Annotated in this window: 15 protein-coding genes; 7 read left to right on the top strand and 8 right to left on the bottom strand. The window is 39.6% G+C overall.

Annotation, left to right across the window (positions count from 1 at the left end; genetic code table 11):
- Positions 1 to 3: 3 nt before the first annotated feature.
- Positions 4 to 1293 (top strand): signal recognition particle-docking protein FtsY, encoded by a 1290-nt coding sequence (gene ftsY, locus D2908_RS04920; RefSeq protein WP_117305322.1) that lies wholly within the window; start codon positions 4 to 6, stop codon positions 1291 to 1293.
- Positions 1294 to 1336: 43 nt separating this feature from the next.
- Here the strand turns inward: ftsY and zwf are convergent, their stop codons facing one another.
- The 3 genes from zwf to D2908_RS04935 form a co-directional block, all read right to left on the bottom strand.
- Positions 1337 to 2824 carry a glucose-6-phosphate dehydrogenase gene (zwf, locus tag D2908_RS04925; protein WP_117305324.1) on the bottom strand — a complete coding sequence of 496 codons (1488 nt, stop codon included), beginning with the start codon at positions 2822 to 2824 and terminating at the stop codon, positions 1337 to 1339.
- Positions 2825 to 3057: 233 nt separating this feature from the next.
- Positions 3058 to 3798, bottom strand: a complete 741-nt coding sequence (locus D2908_RS04930; RefSeq protein WP_049487244.1) for an amino acid ABC transporter ATP-binding protein — start codon at positions 3796 to 3798, stop codon at positions 3058 to 3060.
- Positions 3798 to 5963 (bottom strand): ABC transporter substrate-binding protein/permease, encoded by a 2166-nt coding sequence (locus D2908_RS04935; protein WP_117305326.1) that lies wholly within the window; start codon positions 5961 to 5963, stop codon positions 3798 to 3800. Before D2908_RS04935 ends, D2908_RS04930 begins: the two co-directional genes overlap by 1 nt.
- Positions 5964 to 6136: 173 nt before the next feature.
- Between D2908_RS04935 and D2908_RS04940 the strand changes: the two genes are divergently transcribed.
- From D2908_RS04940 to D2908_RS04955, 4 genes are all read left to right on the top strand, one after another.
- The gene (locus tag D2908_RS04940; protein ID WP_117305328.1) at positions 6137 to 7090 is read left to right on the top strand and encodes a CPBP family intramembrane glutamic endopeptidase; all 954 of its coding nucleotides are present in this window, start codon (positions 6137 to 6139) and stop codon (positions 7088 to 7090) included.
- Positions 7091 to 7166: 76 nt separating this feature from the next.
- Entirely contained in the window at positions 7167 to 9155 is a 1989-nt protein-coding gene (uvrB, locus tag D2908_RS04945; protein ID WP_117305330.1) for an excinuclease ABC subunit UvrB, read from the top strand.
- A gap of 19 nt (positions 9156 to 9174) precedes the next feature.
- The gene (locus D2908_RS04950; protein ID WP_117305332.1) at positions 9175 to 11016 is read left to right on the top strand and encodes a DUF2971 domain-containing protein; all 1842 of its coding nucleotides are present in this window, start codon (positions 9175 to 9177) and stop codon (positions 11014 to 11016) included.
- A gap of 372 nt (positions 11017 to 11388) precedes the next feature.
- Positions 11389 to 11856 (top strand): 8-oxo-dGTP diphosphatase, encoded by a 468-nt coding sequence (locus D2908_RS04955; protein ID WP_117305334.1) that lies wholly within the window; start codon positions 11389 to 11391, stop codon positions 11854 to 11856.
- Here D2908_RS04955 and D2908_RS04960 read toward each other — a convergent pair.
- The 5 genes from D2908_RS04960 to coaB form a co-directional block, all read right to left on the bottom strand.
- Positions 11853 to 12368, bottom strand: a complete 516-nt coding sequence (locus D2908_RS04960) for a transcription repressor NadR (protein WP_117305336.1) — start codon at positions 12366 to 12368, stop codon at positions 11853 to 11855. The two genes, D2908_RS04955 and D2908_RS04960, sit on opposite strands and share 4 nt — an antisense overlap.
- 12 nt (positions 12369 to 12380) lie before the next feature.
- A complete protein-coding gene (locus D2908_RS04965; protein ID WP_117305337.1) occupies positions 12381 to 12908 on the bottom strand; it encodes an ECF transporter S component in 528 nt (175 codons plus the stop codon).
- A gap of 176 nt (positions 12909 to 13084) precedes the next feature.
- Positions 13085 to 13648: an ECF transporter S component gene (locus D2908_RS04970; RefSeq protein WP_049497299.1), complete on the bottom strand. Its 564-nt coding sequence runs from the start codon at positions 13646 to 13648 to the stop codon at positions 13085 to 13087.
- Positions 13632 to 14183: a phosphopantothenoylcysteine decarboxylase gene (gene coaC, locus D2908_RS04975; protein WP_117305339.1), complete on the bottom strand. Its 552-nt coding sequence runs from the start codon at positions 14181 to 14183 to the stop codon at positions 13632 to 13634. The genes D2908_RS04970 and coaC overlap by 17 nt, the downstream gene beginning before the upstream one ends.
- A gap of 11 nt (positions 14184 to 14194) precedes the next feature.
- Positions 14195 to 14884 carry a phosphopantothenate--cysteine ligase gene (coaB, locus tag D2908_RS04980; RefSeq protein ID WP_117305340.1) on the bottom strand — a complete coding sequence of 230 codons (690 nt, stop codon included), beginning with the start codon at positions 14882 to 14884 and terminating at the stop codon, positions 14195 to 14197.
- A gap of 228 nt (positions 14885 to 15112) precedes the next feature.
- Here coaB and D2908_RS04985 point away from each other — a divergent pair, with 228 nt between their 5' ends.
- Together D2908_RS04985 and pcrA are read left to right on the top strand one after the other, a co-directional pair.
- Positions 15113 to 16783 (top strand): formate--tetrahydrofolate ligase, encoded by a 1671-nt coding sequence (locus D2908_RS04985; protein WP_117305342.1) that lies wholly within the window; start codon positions 15113 to 15115, stop codon positions 16781 to 16783.
- Positions 16784 to 17113: 330 nt separating this feature from the next.
- A complete protein-coding gene (gene pcrA / locus D2908_RS04990) occupies positions 17114 to 19405 on the top strand; it encodes a DNA helicase PcrA (protein WP_117305344.1) in 2292 nt (763 codons plus the stop codon).
- Positions 19406 to 19436 lie beyond the last annotated feature (31 nt).

The raw sequence follows: 19436 nt of genomic DNA on the forward strand, positions 1-19436 counted from the left end.
GATATGGGATTATTTGACCGTCTATTCGGAAAAAAAGAAGAACCTAAAATCGAAGAAGTTATAAAAGAAGCTCTGGAAAATCTTGATTTGTCTGAAGATACGGAGCCTGACCTTACAGAAGTTGAGGAAGTTTCTCAAGAAGAAGCAGAGGTTGAAATTGTTGAAGAAGCTTTGCTCCAAGAAGAGGAAAATCAAGAGACAGTTGAAGAAAGTCAGGATTCAGAGCCAACTGTAGAGGTTTCTCAAGAAGAAGTCGAAGAAGTTCCAAACTCAGAACAAGTCTCAGAGGAAGAGAATCCTGAGCTCCTAGAGACTGCAGAAGAAAATAGTTCTGAAGTGCTTGAAGCAGAAACACCTCAAGTAGAAGAAACTGTTCAGGAAAAATATGACCGCAGTCTCAAGAAAACTCGCACAGGCTTCGGTGCTCGTTTGAATGCCTTCTTTGCCAATTTCCGCTCTGTTGACGAAGAATTTTTCGAAGAACTAGAAGAATTGCTGATCATGAGTGACGTTGGAGTGCAGGTCGCTTCTAACTTAACAGAAGAGTTACGCTACGAAGCCAAGCTTGAAAACGCTAAGAAACCGGATGCACTGCGTCGTGTTATCATTGAGAAATTGGTTGAGCTTTATGAAAAAGGTGGCAACTACGATGAGACCATCCACTTCCAAGATGGCTTGACAGTCATGCTCTTTGTTGGGGTTAATGGTGTTGGGAAAACAACTTCTATCGGGAAATTAGCCCACCGCTACAAACAAGCAGGTAAGAAGGTCATGTTGGTTGCGGCAGATACCTTCCGTGCAGGAGCGGTAGCCCAGCTAGCTGAGTGGGGTCGACGAGTAGATGTTCCAGTAGTGACTGGACCTGAGAAAGCTGACCCAGCCAGTGTGGTCTTTGATGGCATGGAACGTGCTGTAGCTGAGGGTATCGATATTCTCATGATTGATACTGCAGGCCGTCTGCAAAACAAGGATAACCTTATGGCTGAGCTGGAAAAGATTGGTCGTATTATCAAACGTGTTGTACCAGAAGCACCTCATGAAACTTTCTTGGCGCTTGATGCATCAACAGGTCAAAATGCCCTAGTACAGGCCAAAGAATTTTCAAAAATTACCCCATTGACAGGAATTGTTTTGACTAAGATTGATGGAACTGCTCGAGGTGGTGTGGTTCTAGCTATCCGTGAAGAACTCAATATTCCTGTAAAATTGATTGGTTTTGGTGAAAAAATTGATGATATTGGAGAGTTTAACTCAGAAAACTTTATGAAAGGTCTCTTAGAAGGTTTAATCTAATCAGAAACAAAAATCCTGCAAGGCATAACCTTGCAGGATTTTTTTATTCTAAACGACCATCTTGACGATAGGCTATGTCTGGTTGCCAAGTCCATTTGGCACCGAATTTTTCAAGTAAGTCAAAGCTAGCTTGAGGTCCCATACTTCCAGCTTTATAGTCATGAAATGGGACATCATTTTCAGCCCAGATCTCTTCGATACGATCAATCAGCTTCCACGACGCACTAACTTCATCCCAGTGGCTAAAGTTAGTTGAGTTGTTATTTAAGACATCATAAATTAATTTCTCGTATGGTTCTGGCGAAGCACCAGTTGCGGTCGCATCTGTACGGTAATCAAGTGAGTTAGGAGCCAAGTTAAATTCTTCTCCTACTTGCTTCCCGTTTAGGCTAAGAGAGAATCCTTCTGTTGATTGGATATAGATGGTCAAAATGTTTGGAGCAAGTGGTTCACCAAAGATAGAGTCCATTTGTTTAAAGACGATATTGACATGAGTTCCTTTTTTAGTCAGACGTTTACCAGTACGGAAGAAGAAAGGAACACCACGGAATCGATCGCTGTCTACAAAGAAAGCACCAGATGCAAAGGTTTCAGTTGTAGATTCTGGATTCACATTTGGCTCGCTACGATAAGAGATGTATTTCATGCCATCAATCTTACCAGAACGGTATTGACCACGGATAAAGTGTTCTTTAAGCTCTTCATCAGTTGGATGATGGAGGTTCTTAAAGACCTTAATCTTCTCAGCACGAATCTCGTCTTTTGTGAAGCTGGCTGGCTTGTCCATAGCAAGGAGAGAAAGAAGTTGTAGTGTATGGTTTTGTACCATATCGCGGAGGGCACCAGACTCATCATAGTAGCCACCACGTTCTTCTACACCCAAGCTCTCCGCAAAGGTAATTTGAATATTGTCGATAAAGTCCTTGTTCCAAACATTTTCAAAAATCAAGTTTGCAAAGCGGACTGCAAAGATACTTTGAATCATTTCCTTACCAAGATAATGGTCAATACGGAAAATTTGTTTTTCGTCAAATGTTGCTAGAAGATCGTCATTTAACTTGCTTGCGCTTGCGTAATCTGTACCAAATGGTTTCTCAACGATTAAACGTTCAAAACCTTTACCGTCCACAATGTTTTCAGACTTAAGGTGTTTGGCAATAGTTCCAAAGAACTGAGGTGCCATAGACAAGAAGAAGAGCTTGTTGTGTTCAGCTTGGTACTTGTCATTCAGCTCAGCCTGTAATTGATGTAAAGCAATGTAATGCTCTGTATCGTTGACATCATGACTTTGATAATAGAAGTGGCTAGCGAACTCTTGAGCCTGTTCGGTACTATCTGCCAAATCAAGGATAGATTCGACTACAACAGATTCAAAATATTCCTTGCTCCAAGGACGACGGGCAGTTCCAATGACTGCAAAATGCTTGGAAAGATTTCCGGATTTATATAGTCTAAAAAGGGAAGGGTAGAGTTTGCGTTTAGCCAGGTCTCCACTCGCACCGAAAATTGTAACAATAACTTTAGATGACATCTAGCTACCTAATTTCTATTTTATTCCTAGTCTTGCTAGGTATGAGGAAACCTCATTTCATAAACTTAATTCTAACATAATTTTCCGAAAAATCAAAAAATCCAATACGAGATAGAAAAAAACTGCAAGGAAATCCTTACAGTTTGAGTTTATACTCAATGAAAATCAAAGAGCAAACTAGGAAACTAGCCGTAGGTTGCTCAAAGCACTGCTTTGAGGTTATTTGAAGAGTATTAGACGTTTAAGACCTTGTCCAAGAACTCTTTCAGACGTGGGTGTTGTGGGTTGTCAAAGATTTGGTCAGGTGTGCCGTCTTCAAGGAATTCACCGTCCGCAGTAAAGATAACCCGGTTGGCAACCTGACGGGCAAATCCCATCTCATGGGTTACGATAATCATGGTCATACCTTGCTCGGCCAATTCCTTCATAACGTTTAGTACGTCTCCGACCATCTCAGGGTCAAGGGCAGAAGTTGGTTCATCAAAGAGCATGATGTCTGGATTCATTGCTAGTCCACGTGCGATGGCCACACGTTGTTTTTGTCCCCCTGATAGGCTATCTGGGTTAGCATTAGCTTTATCTGCTAGACCAACCTTGTCAAGCAGCTCCATTCCCAATTTCTCAGCTTCTTCCTTAGTCATCAACTTGTGCTCAATGGGAGCAAAGGTGATGTTGTCCAACACGGACATGTGTGGGAAGAGGTTGAAGTGTTGGAACACCATTCCGATATTTTCACGGACGTGGTCAACGTTGGTTGTTTTTTCAGTTAAGTCATAGCCGTTCACGGTGATGTGACCGCTCGTAACTTCTTCTAGAAGATTGAGGCTACGAAGGAAGGTTGACTTACCAGAACCTGAAGGACCGATGATACAAACAACATCTCCTTCATAGAACTTAGTTGTAATTCCCTTTAAAACCTCGTTTTTTCCATAATACTTATGTAAATCATTTACATCAATTTTTAATTTTGCCATTAACGAATCCTCTTTTCTAAGCGTTTCGCTAGTCTAGTCAAAAGTGTGATAATTACAAGATAGAAGATTGCAAGGATTGCATACATCTTGAAACTTTGGTAGTTACGCGCGATGATAATCTTACCAGTTTGGAAGAGTTCAACTAAACCAATAGCAGATACGATGGTTGTATCTTTAAGTGCGATAACGAATTGATTAACAAAGTTTGGCAACATCAATTTAGTTGCTTGTGGCAAGATAATCTTACGCATGGTTTTTCCATAAGAGATACCCAAGCTTCGGCTGGCTTCCATTTGCCCAACTGGAACGGCCTGAATACCACCACGCACGATTTCAGCGATATAAGCCGCTGCATTGAGTGAGAGGGCAATAGTACCAGCTACGAAGTCGTTAATTGGACTTTGTTGGCCTGTGATAGACTCGATGAAGTTTGGAATTCCCCAGAAGATGAAGGCTGCAAGAATCATCAAAGGAATACCACGGATAACGTCAACGAAAATCTCAGAGATCACACGAAGAGATTTGTAGGGGCTAACGCTAAACATACCGAAGATAATCCCGATAACAGTGGCAATAGCAAATGAGATAAGAGCTAGAGCAAGAGTGATACCAAGCCCGCTAAGGAGTTGTTTGTAGTTGTTTTGAAGCAAGCCCCAGATAGTTGTCTCATCTACAGTGCTTGTTGAAGTAGTAGAAGATTCGCTAGCTAGGTATTTATCAAGAATCTTTTGGAATTCCCCGTTTGCTTTAAGGTTTGCAAGTCCGTTATTGAACATTTCAATCAATTCTGGATTTGCTCCTTTTTTAACAGCAAAGGCTGTTTCACCGATTGGAGTTCCAGCGATTGGAGTTTTCAATTTTTGGCCTTGACTGATAGAATATTTGAGAACAGGCTCATCATCCATAACGGCATCAATGGCTCCAGTATTTAAACTGTCATACATTGAAGAACCATCAGCAAAGGTTTTGATTTTGTAGCCGTATTTGCTTTGATTTTCTGTTAGGAAGGTTTGAGAAGCAGTTCCGTTTTTAACACCAACTGTCTTCCCTTTCAAATCTTCATAAGAAGCAATGGTGCTTGATTCTTTGACACCAAGGATAGTATTAGCAGTGTAGTATGATTCTGAGAAATCAAAAGTTGCTTTACGAGCATCTGTGACAGACATACCAGAAATGATACCATCAGCTTGACCGGCTTGGACAGCACTGATAGCGGCATCGAAACCAGGATTGGTAATTTCAATTTCAAAACCTTGGTCTTTAGCGATGGCCTTAATCAAGTCCATATCAATACCAGTAAATTGGTTGCTTGAGTTTTGGAACACAAAAGGTGCAAAAGAAGAATCACTTGCAATGATGTATTTAGCTTTAACAGGAGTTGCTTTTAGACCAGCTGTAGTCGTTGTAGTTGGTACTGCTGCAGATGATGAAGCAGTCCATTTCTTGATGATTTTATCAAGACTACCATCTTTTTTCATTTCAGCTAAGGCTTGGTTAAATTCAGTAACCAGGTGCTCGTATTTACTTCCTTTTTTCACACCGAAAGCAAAACTCCCTACAGCTTCCCCATCCATTTCAATATGGAGGTCTTGACCTTGGTTGATGGCATATTCGATAACAGGTTTGTCATCTATCATGGCATCAATGGCACCAGCACTCAAGCTGTTGTTCATCAAATCACCAGTGTCAAATGTTTTAATGCTAAAGCCGTATTTATCTTTGATTGTTTCAAGAAAACGTTGAGCGGCTGTTCCATTTTTAGCACCAACAGTTTTACCTTTTAATTGATCATACTGACTAATCTTGTGTGACTTTGTAGTTGCAATGACAACTTTTGTATCATAGTAAGTATCAGACATGGTGAAAACTTTTTCACGTTCTGCAGTTTTTGTCATTCCTGCCATGATGGCATCTGCTTGACCAGCTTGAACTGCATTTACTGCTGCGTCAAATCCAGGATAGGACATCTGAATGTTCCATCCTTTAATCTCAGCGACTTTGTTGATAATGTCAACATCAATTCCTTTATATGTTTGATCTAAATCTTTAAACTCAAAAGGTGCATAAGCGGTATCAGAAACAATCTTAATTGTCTCAGCTTTCGCAATACCTAATGAGAAAATTGGGAATAAAATTAGCAAAAATGCTAGAAATTTTTTCTTCATTTTTAGTCTCCTTTTCCGAATATTTTCCCATTATATCAGAAAAAACTAAAAAATGCAAATCTAGGGACTTTTATGTTAGAAAACATAACATGGAAACCATTTATTTCTTTCTTGAACTGCTTCCACAAAGTGCTATAATAATAGTACATAATAGAAGAAAAGAGGACAGGGATTTGAAGAACAAAAGAATATTTAAAGACTTCCAAGCTTCAAAAATGAGTTTAAACATTTACACAAGCCCCTTGATAGCCCTTGTTTTTGTCTTCATAGGAGAGTTTGTGGCTTTTACTCTGTATGGTATTAGTTTGCTAGCTCTTATCGGACTTGCTAGGAATTTTGGAGAGGCTGGTCAAGCTTTTGCTACCTACTTGCAAACCTTGCAGCAGAGCTTGACGGATAAATCAAGTGACTTTCATTTAATTTTAGATTTACTGGCCTTTGGTTTTATACTCACCACTGTGTTCAGATGGACAAAAAAAGTTGAAAAAAGACCTATTCGAACCTTGGGATTCTATAGAGAAAATTTCCTCAGCAGTCTTCTGAAAGGATTTGGGCTAGGTCTGACACTTTTTCTTCTGACTTTGTTAGGTTTAGTAGCCTTAGGGCAATATCGTTTGGAGTCCATTCATTTGAATCCTTATTCGCTTACCTTTGTTGTCTTTACTATCCCATTTTGGATATTACAGGGGACAACAGAAGAAGTGGTGGCCCGTGCTTGGCTCCTTCCTCAATTGGCCTCAAGAACCAATCTAAAACTTGCTGTTCTTATATCTAGCCTATTGTTTACTCTACTTCATATGGGGAATTCGGGCCTCACTCCTCTATCTCTAGTGAATCTCTTTTTATTCGGAGTTGCCATGGCTCTTTACCTTCTCAAAACTGATACAGTTTGGGGTGTTGCAGGTATTCATGGAGCCTGGAATTTTGCTCAAGGAAATCTCTTTGGGATTTTAGTTAGTGGTCAGCAGTCAGGAACGTCTCTGATGACCTTTTTACCACAAGGCAATCAAGATTGGCTATCAGGTGGGTCGTTTGGGATTGAAGGTTCTATCATGACAAGTCTGGTCTTGTTACTTTTGATTGTCTATCTCAATCATCAATTAAAGAAAGAAAATGAAAGGATGTGACTTCGGTCCGTCCTTTTCTTCGTGAAAATGCTACAAGTATGCTAAAATAGGAATAGTACATCGAGGGAGGAATCTTATGATTAATCGCATTACAGATAATCAATTTAAACTAGTATCAAAATACCAACCATCAGGCGACCAACCCCAAGCTATCGAGCAATTGGTTGATAATATCGAGGGTGGAGAAAAAGCTCAGATTCTAATGGGAGCGACAGGTACTGGGAAGACTTATACCATGAGTCAGGTCATTTCCAAAGTCAATAAACCAACTCTGGTCATTGCTCACAATAAGACTCTGGCAGGTCAGCTCTATGGGGAGTTTAAGGAATTTTTCCCTGAAAATGCTGTTGAGTATTTTGTTTCCTACTATGACTATTATCAACCAGAGGCCTATGTGCCTTCTAGCGATACCTATATTGAGAAAGATAGTTCTGTCAATGACGAGATTGACAAACTTCGTCACTCAGCGACTTCAGCCCTTCTGGAACGTAATGATGTTATTGTAGTGGCCTCAGTCTCTTGTATCTATGGTTTGGGTTCACCCAAGGAATATGCTGATAGTGTCGTTAGTCTTCGACCAGGTCTTGAGATTTCTCGAGATAAACTGCTCAATGATTTGGTGGACATTCAGTTCGAACGCAATGACATTGATTTTCAGCGTGGAAGATTCCGTGTTCGGGGAGATGTGGTCGAGATTTTCCCAGCTTCCCGTGATGAACATGCTTTTCGAGTGGAGTTCTTTGGTGATGAGATTGACCGTATTCGTGAAGTTGAGGCTCTGACAGGTCAGGTATTGGGAGAAGTGGATCATTTAGCGATTTTCCCAGCGACTCACTTTGTGACTAATGACGACCACATGGAATTTGCGATTGCCAAGATTCAGGCCGAGTTGGAAGAGCAACTAGCTGTCTTTGAGAAGGAAGGTAAACTGCTTGAAGCCCAGCGCTTGAAACAACGGACAGAGTACGATATCGAAATGCTGCGTGAGATGGGCTATACCAACGGGGTCGAGAACTATTCACGTCACATGGATGGACGGAGTGAGGGGGAGCCTCCTTATACGCTTCTCGATTTCTTCCCAGATGATTTCTTGATCATGATTGACGAGAGTCACATGACTATGGGACAAATCAAGGGTATGTACAATGGAGACCGTTCGCGTAAGGAAATGCTGGTAAATTATGGTTTCCGTTTGCCATCAGCTTTGGACAATCGACCTCTTCGTCGGGAGGAGTTTGAAAGCCATGTGCATCAGATTGTTTACGTTTCAGCGACACCAGGCGATTACGAAAATGAACAGACTGAGACAGTAATTGAGCAAATCATTCGACCAACAGGTCTTTTGGATCCTGAGGTGGAAGTTCGTCCGACTATGGGACAGATTGATGATCTTTTGGGTGAAATCAATGCCCGTGTTGAAAAGAACGAACGGACATTTATTACAACCTTGACCAAGAAAATGGCTGAAGACTTGACTGACTACTTCAAAGAAATGGGTATCAAGGTCAAATACATGCACTCGGATATCAAGACTTTAGAGCGAACAGAGATTATCCGTGACCTGCGTTTAGGAGTCTTTGATGTTTTGGTCGGAATCAACCTCCTCCGTGAAGGGATTGACGTTCCCGAAGTGAGTCTCGTAGCGATTCTCGATGCTGACAAGGAAGGATTCCTTCGTAACGAACGTGGTTTAATCCAGACCATTGGACGTGCTGCTCGTAATAGCGAAGGGCATGTCATCATGTATGCGGACACGATGACTCAATCTATGCAACGTGCCATCGATGAAACGGCCCGCCGTCGGAAAATCCAGATGGCCTATAATGAAGAACACGGTATCGTACCTCAGACAATCAAGAAAGAAATCCGTGACCTGATCGCTGTAACTAAGGCAGTTGCTAAGGAAGAAGACAAAGAAGTTGACATCAATAGCCTCAACAAACAAGAGCGCAAAGAACTGGTCAAGAAACTGGAAAAACAAATGCAAGAAGCTGTCGAAGTGCTTGACTTTGAACTAGCAGCTCAGATTCGGGATATGATGTTGGAAGTCAAGGCGTTGGATTAGGATTTTAGAAGGAGATAAAATGGAAGAGTTAAATTATTTTACAGGTAAATTTAGTAAATCTGAATTAGAAGATCATTTTGATTCTTTGAATGAAGAAAAACTGAAATCCGAACTTGAAAATTTTATAAATCAATATTTAAAATTATCTGAAGAAGAACAATTGAAATATGTTGAACCTGTTCTTGATGTTTGTAGAAGTTTTGAAGAGCAAATTGATAAAACTATCCAAAAAAATATTTTAGAATCCATAAATAAAACACTATCAAATAACTCACAAGTATATAGTTGGAGTGTATGCTTTAGGTATTTAGATTCTCTTTATTATTATTTATTTGAACCAAAAGAATATGAAGAATATTCTATATTGTTTGAAAATGAGAGTTATTTCTTTAAAATTATTGATTTAGTATTAAAAGATAATCTAGAGAATAGTAAAATGATTTATTCGGATTTGCTTTCAGTTTTTGTTCCACTATTTAGACAGAAAAGTTTACCAGAAGAAAAAAGAAACTATTTTAAAAGTAAATTAGAACCGTTCATCAACTTTATATTTGAAAAATTTGAATTTGAAAATATTGATTTTGAAGATATTGATTTTGAATTTTCTATATATTGGTATCTTAGATTAGATGAGCTTGTTTCAATTTTTCAATTTGAGCACTTAAAGATAATAAATAAATATTTTATTGAGAATCCACAAGCTGAAGATATTGGTGACTATCTAGATTTTGTATCAAGAAACTTTGATGACGTGATTGAAGATTCGATAGTAATTGTTCGAAAGATAGCAGAAGAAAATGATTCTGATATCATCCGAAACCGAGCTATTAAGTTAATTGAGAAGTATGATAATGATTACTTGAATAAGCAAAGTGATTCAGAATCTATCTCATCATTAGACGCTGAACAACTTTTAAAACAAGCAGATAAGATTATATACTATATACGTTATAAATTGACTGTTGATGCTGAAGAGTTAAAAGAAATTGGTTCCTTTGGACATTATACTAAGATTGACACATTAACAAATTTTCTTATAAAAGCAGACTGGAAAAATGAAAATAATTCTGAAACTCAACCTCCATTTTTACGACTTACTAATCTCAAGCAGTTAAATGACCCGATGGAAGGAAGAGTAATATATGATTATTTGGGTATGGATAATACTTTTTTTCAACAATACCAAACTTCTAATGTCTTTATATCTTCTCTAACTACAGTATCTGATAGCCTACCTATGTGGAAGGAGTATGCTGATTCCTCTCAAGGTGCATTTCTTGAATATGATAAGACTTATCTTGAAGGCATTGTTGCACATAAATACATTGAGTTTGTTAAAGTTCATTATTTAGATTTAATGTCAGAGAATAAAGATGAAACATATGTTGGTAAATTTCTTGATAAATTAAAACAGATTTTTGAAAAATTACAAGAGCTTAAAGCTGAAGAAGAATTAATAGGTTTTGCTGAGAAATTAAAGAAGATTTCTTACCTTTTTAAAGTTAAAGACTATGAGTATGAAATGGAGTATCGTATTTTAATTAATTTAGACGATACAGAGATACAAAATATTATTAATAGAGATGCTAATGACTCATCAAATGAGAAATACTTTAAGAAAGAAGAAATTGGGTTAGAAGTTTTTGATAAAGTTAACTATAATGATTTTAGAAAGTATATTGTATTAAGCCCGAAAGATTATGGCAGATATGATTTATTTGTATACATCAATCTGGCTCCTTTGAACTACTCAAAAGTCATTCTAGGTCCAAAGGTTACGGATGCAGACTATATTGCTCCTTATCTTAAACTTGCTAATCCTGATATAGAGATAGAAAGTTCAAAAATCCCTTATCGTTAAGTTGAGGATGACATAAAGCAGAAAGTGGTTTGCAAGAGTTTATCAAGAGTGGAATAGATAATGCAAACTTAATTGGGCAATCTTTTATAAAACAAGAATCTTTAAATGGCGCTATCTCATATTTCAATTTATAAGCCCTTTTTTAACTATTCTTACATGGCTGTACCTATTCTTAGAATTGTCCGTTATACCCAATTCCTCTATTGCTATTAGTATAGCTTATCAAGTAGAGGGGCAAGAACTTATCATTGATAGAGGAGGTCTACATACTAGCTATTGTGAGTATCATGACTTAGTAAATTCCTTTATCATGAAGTCCGAAGTAAAATACAACGAAGATACATTTTAATAACTTAGAAAGCGAGCAAATCTATGTCCCGTGCCCAAGCAACCATTTTAACCAACATCTGTCTAATCGAAGATCTAGAAAATAAGCGAGTAGTCATGCAATATCGCTCTCCTGAAACCAATCGCTGGTCAGGTTATGCCTTTCCTGGAGGTCATGTAGAAAATGGTGAGGCTTTTGCGGAGTCTGTCATTCGTGAAATCTACGAAGAAACAGGATTGACTATCCAAAATCCTCAACTTGTCGGCATTAAAAATTGGCCACTAGATACAGGTGGGCGCTATATTGTCATTTGTTATAAGGCGACTGAGTTCTCTGGTACCCTTCGCTCTTCAGATGAAGGAGAAGTTTCTTGGGTGCAAAAAGACCAGATTCCAAACTTGGATCTGGCCTATGATATGCTACCTCTGATGGAGATGATGGAAGCTCCAGACAAGTCTGAATTTTTCTACCGTCACCGTACAGAAGATGATTGGGAGAAGAAAATCTTCTAGTCTTTTACTAAATAACCGAGCTGATCCAAGGCCTCCTCGATATAGTGGAGGTCTTGTTGTGTTTCGGCTTCGACTAGGTGGTAATGAATGCCATCTGTCAATTCAGATAGAGGTCTAAAGCCAGAATGCTCAACTTGTTCTAGAAAATGCTGAACATCTCGGCGACAAGACAGTTTAAGCAAGGTTTCAATTTCTCCATAAACGGGATGGTCAATCAAAGTATTTTGAACACGCCCTCCATTATCTACGATAGCAAGGAGTTCCTGACCGATTTCTTCAACTTCATGTTTCACTTTGAACAGTTTGTGAACATAAGGATTGGTATCAACTTGCTTATAGACGTAGCCACGATTGGTGGATAGGATAGGAGCCCCATCTGCTCGGAGAATAGCGATATCCTGTACAATGACTTGGCGCGTAACATGGAAGTGTTCAGCCAAACTTTGGCCATTGAGAGCTTTTGGTGCCTCTTTTAATAGTTTGAGCAGAGCTTGTTTGCGATCTTTTGTCATAGCTTCTCCTTTTTAACGGCGTTTTCGAAGCACTTTATAGACCGCTAGTGCTAATGTATAGTCTACCATACTATGGATAATTGTACCAAATCCAACTAGCACAAATAGAACATAAAACATATTTTCAACGTTTGTCCCTGAAGTAGCATAAAAGATGATACAAGCTAATACTTCAGCGATAGCATGAACAACACCCAAAACAAAGTTAAAAATCCAAGAAGATTTTGGTTTATCTAGGGTATCGGGGAATTTTTGTAGGTAAAGAGCTCCCAAAGTCCCAAAAAAGATATGGGAAAAAGCCCGAAAAACGATAACCATGGGATAGCCAGCCATCAAAAATCCAAAACTAGAGGCTAGGATGACAAAAACAGCCATTAAGGGCGACAAGAACATGGCAATAAAAATAGCTATGTGGCTCCCCAAAGTGTAAGAAGCCGGTGGAATGACAATCTTAAAAGGCATAACAATTGGAATCAAAATCGCAATAGCCGTTAATAGGGCAGTCATTGTCATAAATTGTGTCTTTTTCCGTGTATTCATAAGAATCTCCTTTTTCTGTATATACACTAGTATAGTACAATAAACAAGATAATAAATCAAGGATTTACTTAGACGTATAAGTCATTTTTTAGTTAAAGGCTAGTAAACATTTCACTAAAAACACAAAATACATCAAATAAAATCTCCACCTTCAAGTATGAAAGCGGAGATTGTTTTTATTTCTTCAAAGTTTGTAATCTTGGAACAATAGCTAGGGTGAGAACTGCGGAAATGACTAATTCGGCAATCGAATTTGTTGAGACAACAGTTGCTAGGAGTTTTTGGATATTGCCGTCGAAAACATTTCCAAAAAGGTAGAAAATTCCGCCAAGTACAAAGACTGTGTTGGTAAGTGAACCAAGGGCACCGGCTAGAATCAGACCAGTTTTATTTTTCATCAGTTTATAGACTAGATACGGAGTTAAACCAATCAAAATTCGTGGGACAATGGCAATGATAACTGAGTAAATGTTACCGTTTGGTACAAATGGGGAGAAAAGGTAGCTTGTCGGTAGAATGGTAATAGTGTTAACCGTCAAGCTAAGAAGTCCCATCAAAAATCCAAGTGTAACTCCAACGCGTGGACCGTAGATAATGCTGGCAATAATGACAGGAATATGAACAATGGTCGGTTTGATTGGAAATGGAAAAAGGTTAAAGATAAGTGAGCTCAAAAAGTGAATCACGAGCATAGTTGCAAAAAAGATAGCAATGGGTGCAATATTAGAGCGTTTTTTCATCGAGAGTTTCCTTTATTCTTTCTAAAATAATTGTGAGGTCGGCTAAGGCTCCTCGTCCGTGGTCTCCACAAGCTAGTAGGGATTCCTTAGGAGCAATCAGCTGATAGCCGTAGGTTTCTAATGTTTTCAGATTAGCCTGAGTTGCTGGATGGTCATACATTTTTGTATTCATAGCTGGTGCGATGAGTTTGGGAATATGACTTGATAGAGCTAGAGCTGTACTAGTTACCATATTGTCCGCAAAGCCGTGAGCTAGTTTTGCAATAGTGTTAGCTGTTGCAGGGGCTACGATAAATAAATCTGTCTTTTTTCCAAGTTCGATATGATTGACTTGGTCAGGATAGGGTTCCTTCATGACATCCAAGTGGACAGGATTCTGTGATAAGACCTGTAGTGTCAAAGGTTGGATAAACTCTGTAGCAGCCTGAGTCATTAAGACCGTGACTTGATGGCCTTGTTTTTTTAGAGAACTGACTAAATCTGCAGACTTGTAAGAGGCGATTGATCCTGTTACAGCCAAGAGAATATGTGCCATAGCTTTCCTTTCTAAGAATGGTAGTCTTGAATTTTTTCAAGGAGGAGTTCTGCAATTTCTTCTTTAGTCTGGACTGTTTGAAGCTGATTTTTCTCAACAAAGATAGCACGATGCTGGTTCGCAGAGATTTGAGTCAGGTCATTCGCAATAATCAAGTCTGCTTGGTTCTTGATAAGACTTTTTTGGGCAATCTCGATGAGATAATCTTCAGAGACATCAACCAGCAGTTTAAAACCAATTAGATGAATAGAAGGATTCCACTCTTTGACTAGAGAGATGATCTTGGGTGTCTTTTTAAGGAACAATACCTGAATCTCGTCAGTTGAAGAAATCTTAGCCTGATGATTCTGCTTGCTTAAAAATTCTTCTAGATTGGAGCTAGCCTGTACCTCTTCAAGTCCTGTCATATAAACAGGAGTGTAGTCAGAAACAGCCATTGAGTGGATCAAGACTTGATAATCCTTGATACGTTCTTGCATTTCCAGTAGAAGGTCCTTGGTATTGGTAATTTCTTGAATACTTAGGTTGGGATGGGCTTCTGGCTTTAGAGCTCGTTTTGTTGTTATCAGACAAACTTCATGCCCTGCAGCAAGCAAAGTTTCTGTGATGATTTTTCCCAAGCGACCTGTAGAATGGTTAGTGATAGAGCGGACGCTATCGATAGCTTCACTGGTACCGCCCGATGTAACTAAAATTTTCATAGCACTATTGTACACAAAAATAAACGGTAAGTAAAATGAAAGCGATAAATTTTTGTAAAAATGAAGATTTACTATAGTTTCAAACTATAAAGCCATATAAAATTTAAGAAAGGGCTCTAAAAAAACTAAAAATAGGGATATTTACGAACGTTTAGAGAGTTTTAGGATGTTAAAAATCTTGTTTTGTGTTATAATGAATTATCATATAAGAGGTTAGAGGAGTTTTGAATGAAAACAGATATTGAAATTGCACAGAGTATTGAGTTGAAGCCAATCGTTGATGTTGTAGAGAAGCTGGGTATTTCTTACGACGATTTGGAGTTGTACGGAAAATACAAGGCTAAGCTCAGCTTTGATAAAATTCGTGCAGTTGAGAGCAATCCAGTTGGGAAATTGATTTTGGTTACTGCCATCAATCCAACACCTGCAGGTGAAGGAAAATCAACTATTACCATTGGTCTTGCGGATGCTTTGAATAAGATTGGCAAGAAAACCATGATTGCCATCCGCGAACCATCTCTTGGTCCAGTAATGGGGATTAAGGGTGGTGCAGCTGGTGGTGGTTATGCTCAAGTTCTGCCAATGGAAGACATCAACCTCCACTTCACTGGAGACATGCATGCCATTACAACTGCCAACAATGCGCTTTCTGCCTTGATTGACAACCACTTGCACCAAGGGAATGAGTTGGGAATTGACCAACGTCGTATTCTCTGGAAACGTGTTGTGGACTTGAACGACCGCGCACTTCGTCATGTGACCGTTGGACTTGGTGGCCCTCTAAACGGTATTCCACGTGAGGATGGCTTTGACATTACAGTTGCTTCAGAAATCATGGCCATTCTTTGCTTGGCAACGGACATCGAGGACTTGAAACGTCGTTTGGCTAATATTGTTATTGGTTATCGCTATGACCGTACACCTGTTTCTGTAGGTGATTTGCAGGTTGAAGGTGCCTTGGCTTTGATTTTGAAGGATGCGATTAAACCGAACCTGGTTCAGACAATTTACGGTACACCTGCCTTTGTACATGGTGGCCCATTTGCCAATATTGCTCACGGATGTAACTCGGTCTTGGCAACGACTACAGCCCTTCACTTGGCTGATTACACAGTCACTGAAGCTGGTTTTGGTGCAGACCTTGGTGCTGAGAAATTCCTTGATATCAAGACTCCAAACTTGCCAACATCTCCAGATGCAGTTGTCATTGTCGCAACCCTTCGTGCCCTTAAGATGAATGGTGGAGTAGCTAAAGACGCTCTGACAGAGGAAAATGTAGAAGCAGTTCGTGCCGGTTTTGCTAACTTGAAACGTCACGTTGAGAATATCCGTAAGTTCGGTATTCCAGCAGTTGTGGCGATTAACGAATTTGTCTCTGATACAGAAGCTGAAATTGCAGCCTTGAAAGAACTTTGTGCTTCTATTGATGTGCCAGTTGAACTAGCTAGCGTATGGGCTGATGGCGCGGAAGGTGGAGTAGCTCTTGCTGAAACAGTTGTTAAGACCATCGCTGAGAACCCAGCTAACTACAAACGTTTGTATGATAATGACCTTTCTGTCCAAGAAAAGATTGAAAAGATCGTTACTGAAATCTACCGTGGTAGCAAAGTAAACTTTGAGAAGAAAGCTCAAACACAAATTGCTCAAATCGTTCAAAACGGTTGGGACAAATTGCCAATCTGTATGGCTAAAACTCAATACAGTTTCTCAGACAATCCGAATGCACTTGGAGCACCTGAAAACTTTGAAATTACCATTCGTGAATTGGTACCAAAATTAGGGGCAGGCTTCATCGTTGCCCTAACTGGCGATGTCATGACCATGCCAGGACTACCAAAACGACCAGCAGCCCTCAACATGGATGTTGAAAGTGACGGAACAGTATTAGGCTTGTTCTAGTATATTGCAATTGACTTTATACTCTTCGAAAATCAAACCACGTCAGCTTCACCTTGGATTATATATGTGATTGACTTCGTCAGTCTTATTTACAACCTCAAAGCAGTGCTTTGAGCAACCTGCGGCTAGCTTCCTAGTTTGCACTTCGATTTTCATTGAGTAATAAATGAGTTTGGAAATTGTAATCCAAGCTCATTTTTTATCTAGATATAAGTCCTTATTTTAAACTAAGGAAAGAGTTGCCTTCTAGACGAAACTAGTCTAGGTAAAGATATTTTCCCTAAATTCTGATATAATAGAAATATTGACTTCAAGAGTAAGGAAGAGAAGATGAACGCATTATTGAATGGAATGAATGACCGTCAGGCTGAGGCAGTGCAAACGACAGAAGGGCCCTTATTAATCATGGCAGGGGCTGGTTCTGGAAAGACTCGAGTTTTGACCCACCGTATCGCTTACCTGATTGATGAAAAGCTGGTCAATCCTTGGAATATCTTGGCCATTACCTTTACCAACAAGGCTGCGCGTGAGATGAAGGAACGTGCTTATAGCCTCAATCCAGCCACTCAGGACTGTCTGATTGCGACCTTCCACTCTATGTGTGTGCGTATTTTGCGTCGCGATGCGGACCATATTGGCTACAACCGTAATTTTACTATTGTCGATCCTGGTGAACAGCGAACGCTCATGAAACGCATTCTCAAGCAGTTAAACTTGGATCCTAAAAAATGGAATGAACGAACTATTTTGGGAACCATTTCCAATGCTAAGAATGATTTGATTGATGATGTAGCTTATGCTGCCCAAGCTGGTGATATGTACACGCAAATAGTGGCTCAGTGCTACACTGCCTACCAAAAAGAGCTTCGTCAGTCGGAGTCGGTTGACTTTGATGATTTAATTATGCTGACCTTGCGTCTCTTTGATCAAAATCCTGATGTCTTGACCTACTACCAGCAAAAGTTTCAATACATCCACGTTGATGAGTACCAAGATACCAACCATGCCCAGTACCAATTGGTCAAACTCTTGGCTTCTCGTTTTAAAAATATCTGTGTGGTTGGGGATGCGGATCAGTCTATCTATGGTTGGCGTGGTGCGGATATGCAGAATATCTTGGACTTCGAAAAAGATTATCCCCAAGCCAAGGTTGTTTTGTTGGAGGAGAATTACCGTTCCACTAAAACAATTCTCCAAGCGGCCAACGAGGTCATTAAAAATAATAAAAATCGCCGTCCTAAGAATCTCTGGACTCAAAATGCTGATGGGGAGCAAATCGTTTACTATCGTGCCAATGATGAGCAGGATGAGGCTGTATTTGTAGCCAAAACTATTGATGAACTTGGTCGTAGTCAAAATTTCCTTCATAAGGATTTTGCAGTTCTTTATCGTACTAATGCGCAGTCCCGTACTATTGAGGAAGCTCTGCTCAAGTCAAACATTCCTTATACCATGGTTGGTGGAACCAAGTTCTACAGCCGTAAGGAAATTCGCGATATTATCGCTTACCTCAACCTCATCGCCAATTTGAGTGACAATATCAGTTTTGAGCGTATTATCAACGAACCGAAACGTGGAATTGGTCCAGGTACAGTTGAGAAAATCCGTGACTTTGCGAATATGCAAGACATGTCCATGCTAGATGCTTCAGCCAATATCATGTTATCTGGTATCAAGGGTAAAGCAGCCCAGTCTATCTGGGATTTTGCCAATATGATTCTAGATTTACGAGAGCAGCTAGATCACTTAACTATTACAGAGTTGGTTGAGGTTGTTCTAGAAAAAACAGGTTACGTTGATATTCTTAATGCCCAAGCGACTCTAGAAAGCAAGGCTCGGGTTGAAAATATTGAAGAGTTCCTTTCTGTGACGAAAAATTTTGATGACGCCTCTGATGCGCCAGAAGAGGAAACTGGTTTAGATAAACTGAGTCGTTTCTTAAATGATTTGGCCTTGATTGCAGACACAGATTCAGGTAGTCAGGAGACATCAGAAGTGACCCTGATGACCCTGCATGCAGCCAAAGGTCTCGAGTTTCCAGTTGTCTTTTTGATTGGGATGGAAGAAAATGTCTTTCCACTTAGTCGTGCGGCTGAAGATCCAGATGAATTAGAAGAAGAACGCCGTCTGGCCTATGTAGGAATTACACGTGCAGAGAAAATTCTCTATCTGACTAATGCTAACTCACGCTTGCTTTTTGGTCGTACCAATTATAACCGTCCGACTCGTTTTATTAATGAAATTAGTTCAGATTTGCTTGAGTATCAAGGTCTGGCTCGTCCTGCAAATACAAGCTTTAAAGCATCTTATAGCAGTGGTGGCCTTGCCTTTGGTCAAGGTATGAGTTTGGCGCAGGCCCTCCAAGACCGTAAACGTGGTGTGGCACCAAAAACTATTCAGTCAAGTGGTCTCCCATTTGGACAATTTACAGCTGGCGCAAAATCAGCGCCTAGTGAAGCAAATTGGTCCATTGGTGACATTGCTCTCCATAAGAAATGGGGAGAGGGAACTGTTCTGGAAGTTTCAGGTAACGGAGCTACTCAGGAATTAAAAATCAATTTCCCAAAAGTAGGTTTGAAAAAACTTTTAGCTAGTGTAGCCCCAATTGAGAAAAAAATCTAATTTTCCATCCTTCTCACGAATAATAAAGTGA

Origin of the sequence: Streptococcus sp. LQJ-218 (assembly GCF_003428885.1) — a bacterium.
Taxonomy (GTDB): Bacteria; Bacillota; Bacilli; order Lactobacillales; family Streptococcaceae; genus Streptococcus.

Coding starts and splice junctions, on each gene's coding strand:
- D2908_RS04985 (WP_117305342.1), top strand. CDS start 15,113: ATGAAAACAGATATTGAAATTGCACAGAGTATTGAGTTGAAGCCAATC.
- D2908_RS04955 (WP_117305334.1), top strand. CDS start 11,389: ATGTCCCGTGCCCAAGCAACCATTTTAACCAACATCTGTCTAATCGAA.
- D2908_RS04930 (WP_049487244.1), bottom strand. CDS start 3,798: ATGGCAAAATTAAAAATTGATGTAAATGATTTACATAAGTATTATGGA.
- D2908_RS04960 (WP_117305336.1), bottom strand. CDS start 12,368: ATGACAAAAGATCGCAAACAAGCTCTGCTCAAACTATTAAAAGAGGCA.
- D2908_RS04935 (WP_117305326.1), bottom strand. CDS start 5,963: ATGAAGAAAAAATTTCTAGCATTTTTGCTAATTTTATTCCCAATTTTC.
- pcrA (WP_117305344.1), top strand. CDS start 17,114: ATGAACGCATTATTGAATGGAATGAATGACCGTCAGGCTGAGGCAGTG.
- coaC (WP_117305339.1), bottom strand. CDS start 14,183: ATGGCACATATTCTCTTGGCTGTAACAGGATCAATCGCCTCTTACAAG.
- D2908_RS04970 (WP_049497299.1), bottom strand. CDS start 13,648: ATGAAAAAACGCTCTAATATTGCACCCATTGCTATCTTTTTTGCAACT.
- coaB (WP_117305340.1), bottom strand. CDS start 14,884: ATGAAAATTTTAGTTACATCGGGCGGTACCAGTGAAGCTATCGATAGC.
- D2908_RS04965 (WP_117305337.1), bottom strand. CDS start 12,908: ATGAATACACGGAAAAAGACACAATTTATGACAATGACTGCCCTATTA.
- D2908_RS04950 (WP_117305332.1), top strand. CDS start 9,175: ATGGAAGAGTTAAATTATTTTACAGGTAAATTTAGTAAATCTGAATTA.
- zwf (WP_117305324.1), bottom strand. CDS start 2,824: ATGTCATCTAAAGTTATTGTTACAATTTTCGGTGCGAGTGGAGACCTG.
- ftsY (WP_117305322.1), top strand. CDS start 4: ATGGGATTATTTGACCGTCTATTCGGAAAAAAAGAAGAACCTAAAATC.
- uvrB (WP_117305330.1), top strand. CDS start 7,167: ATGATTAATCGCATTACAGATAATCAATTTAAACTAGTATCAAAATAC.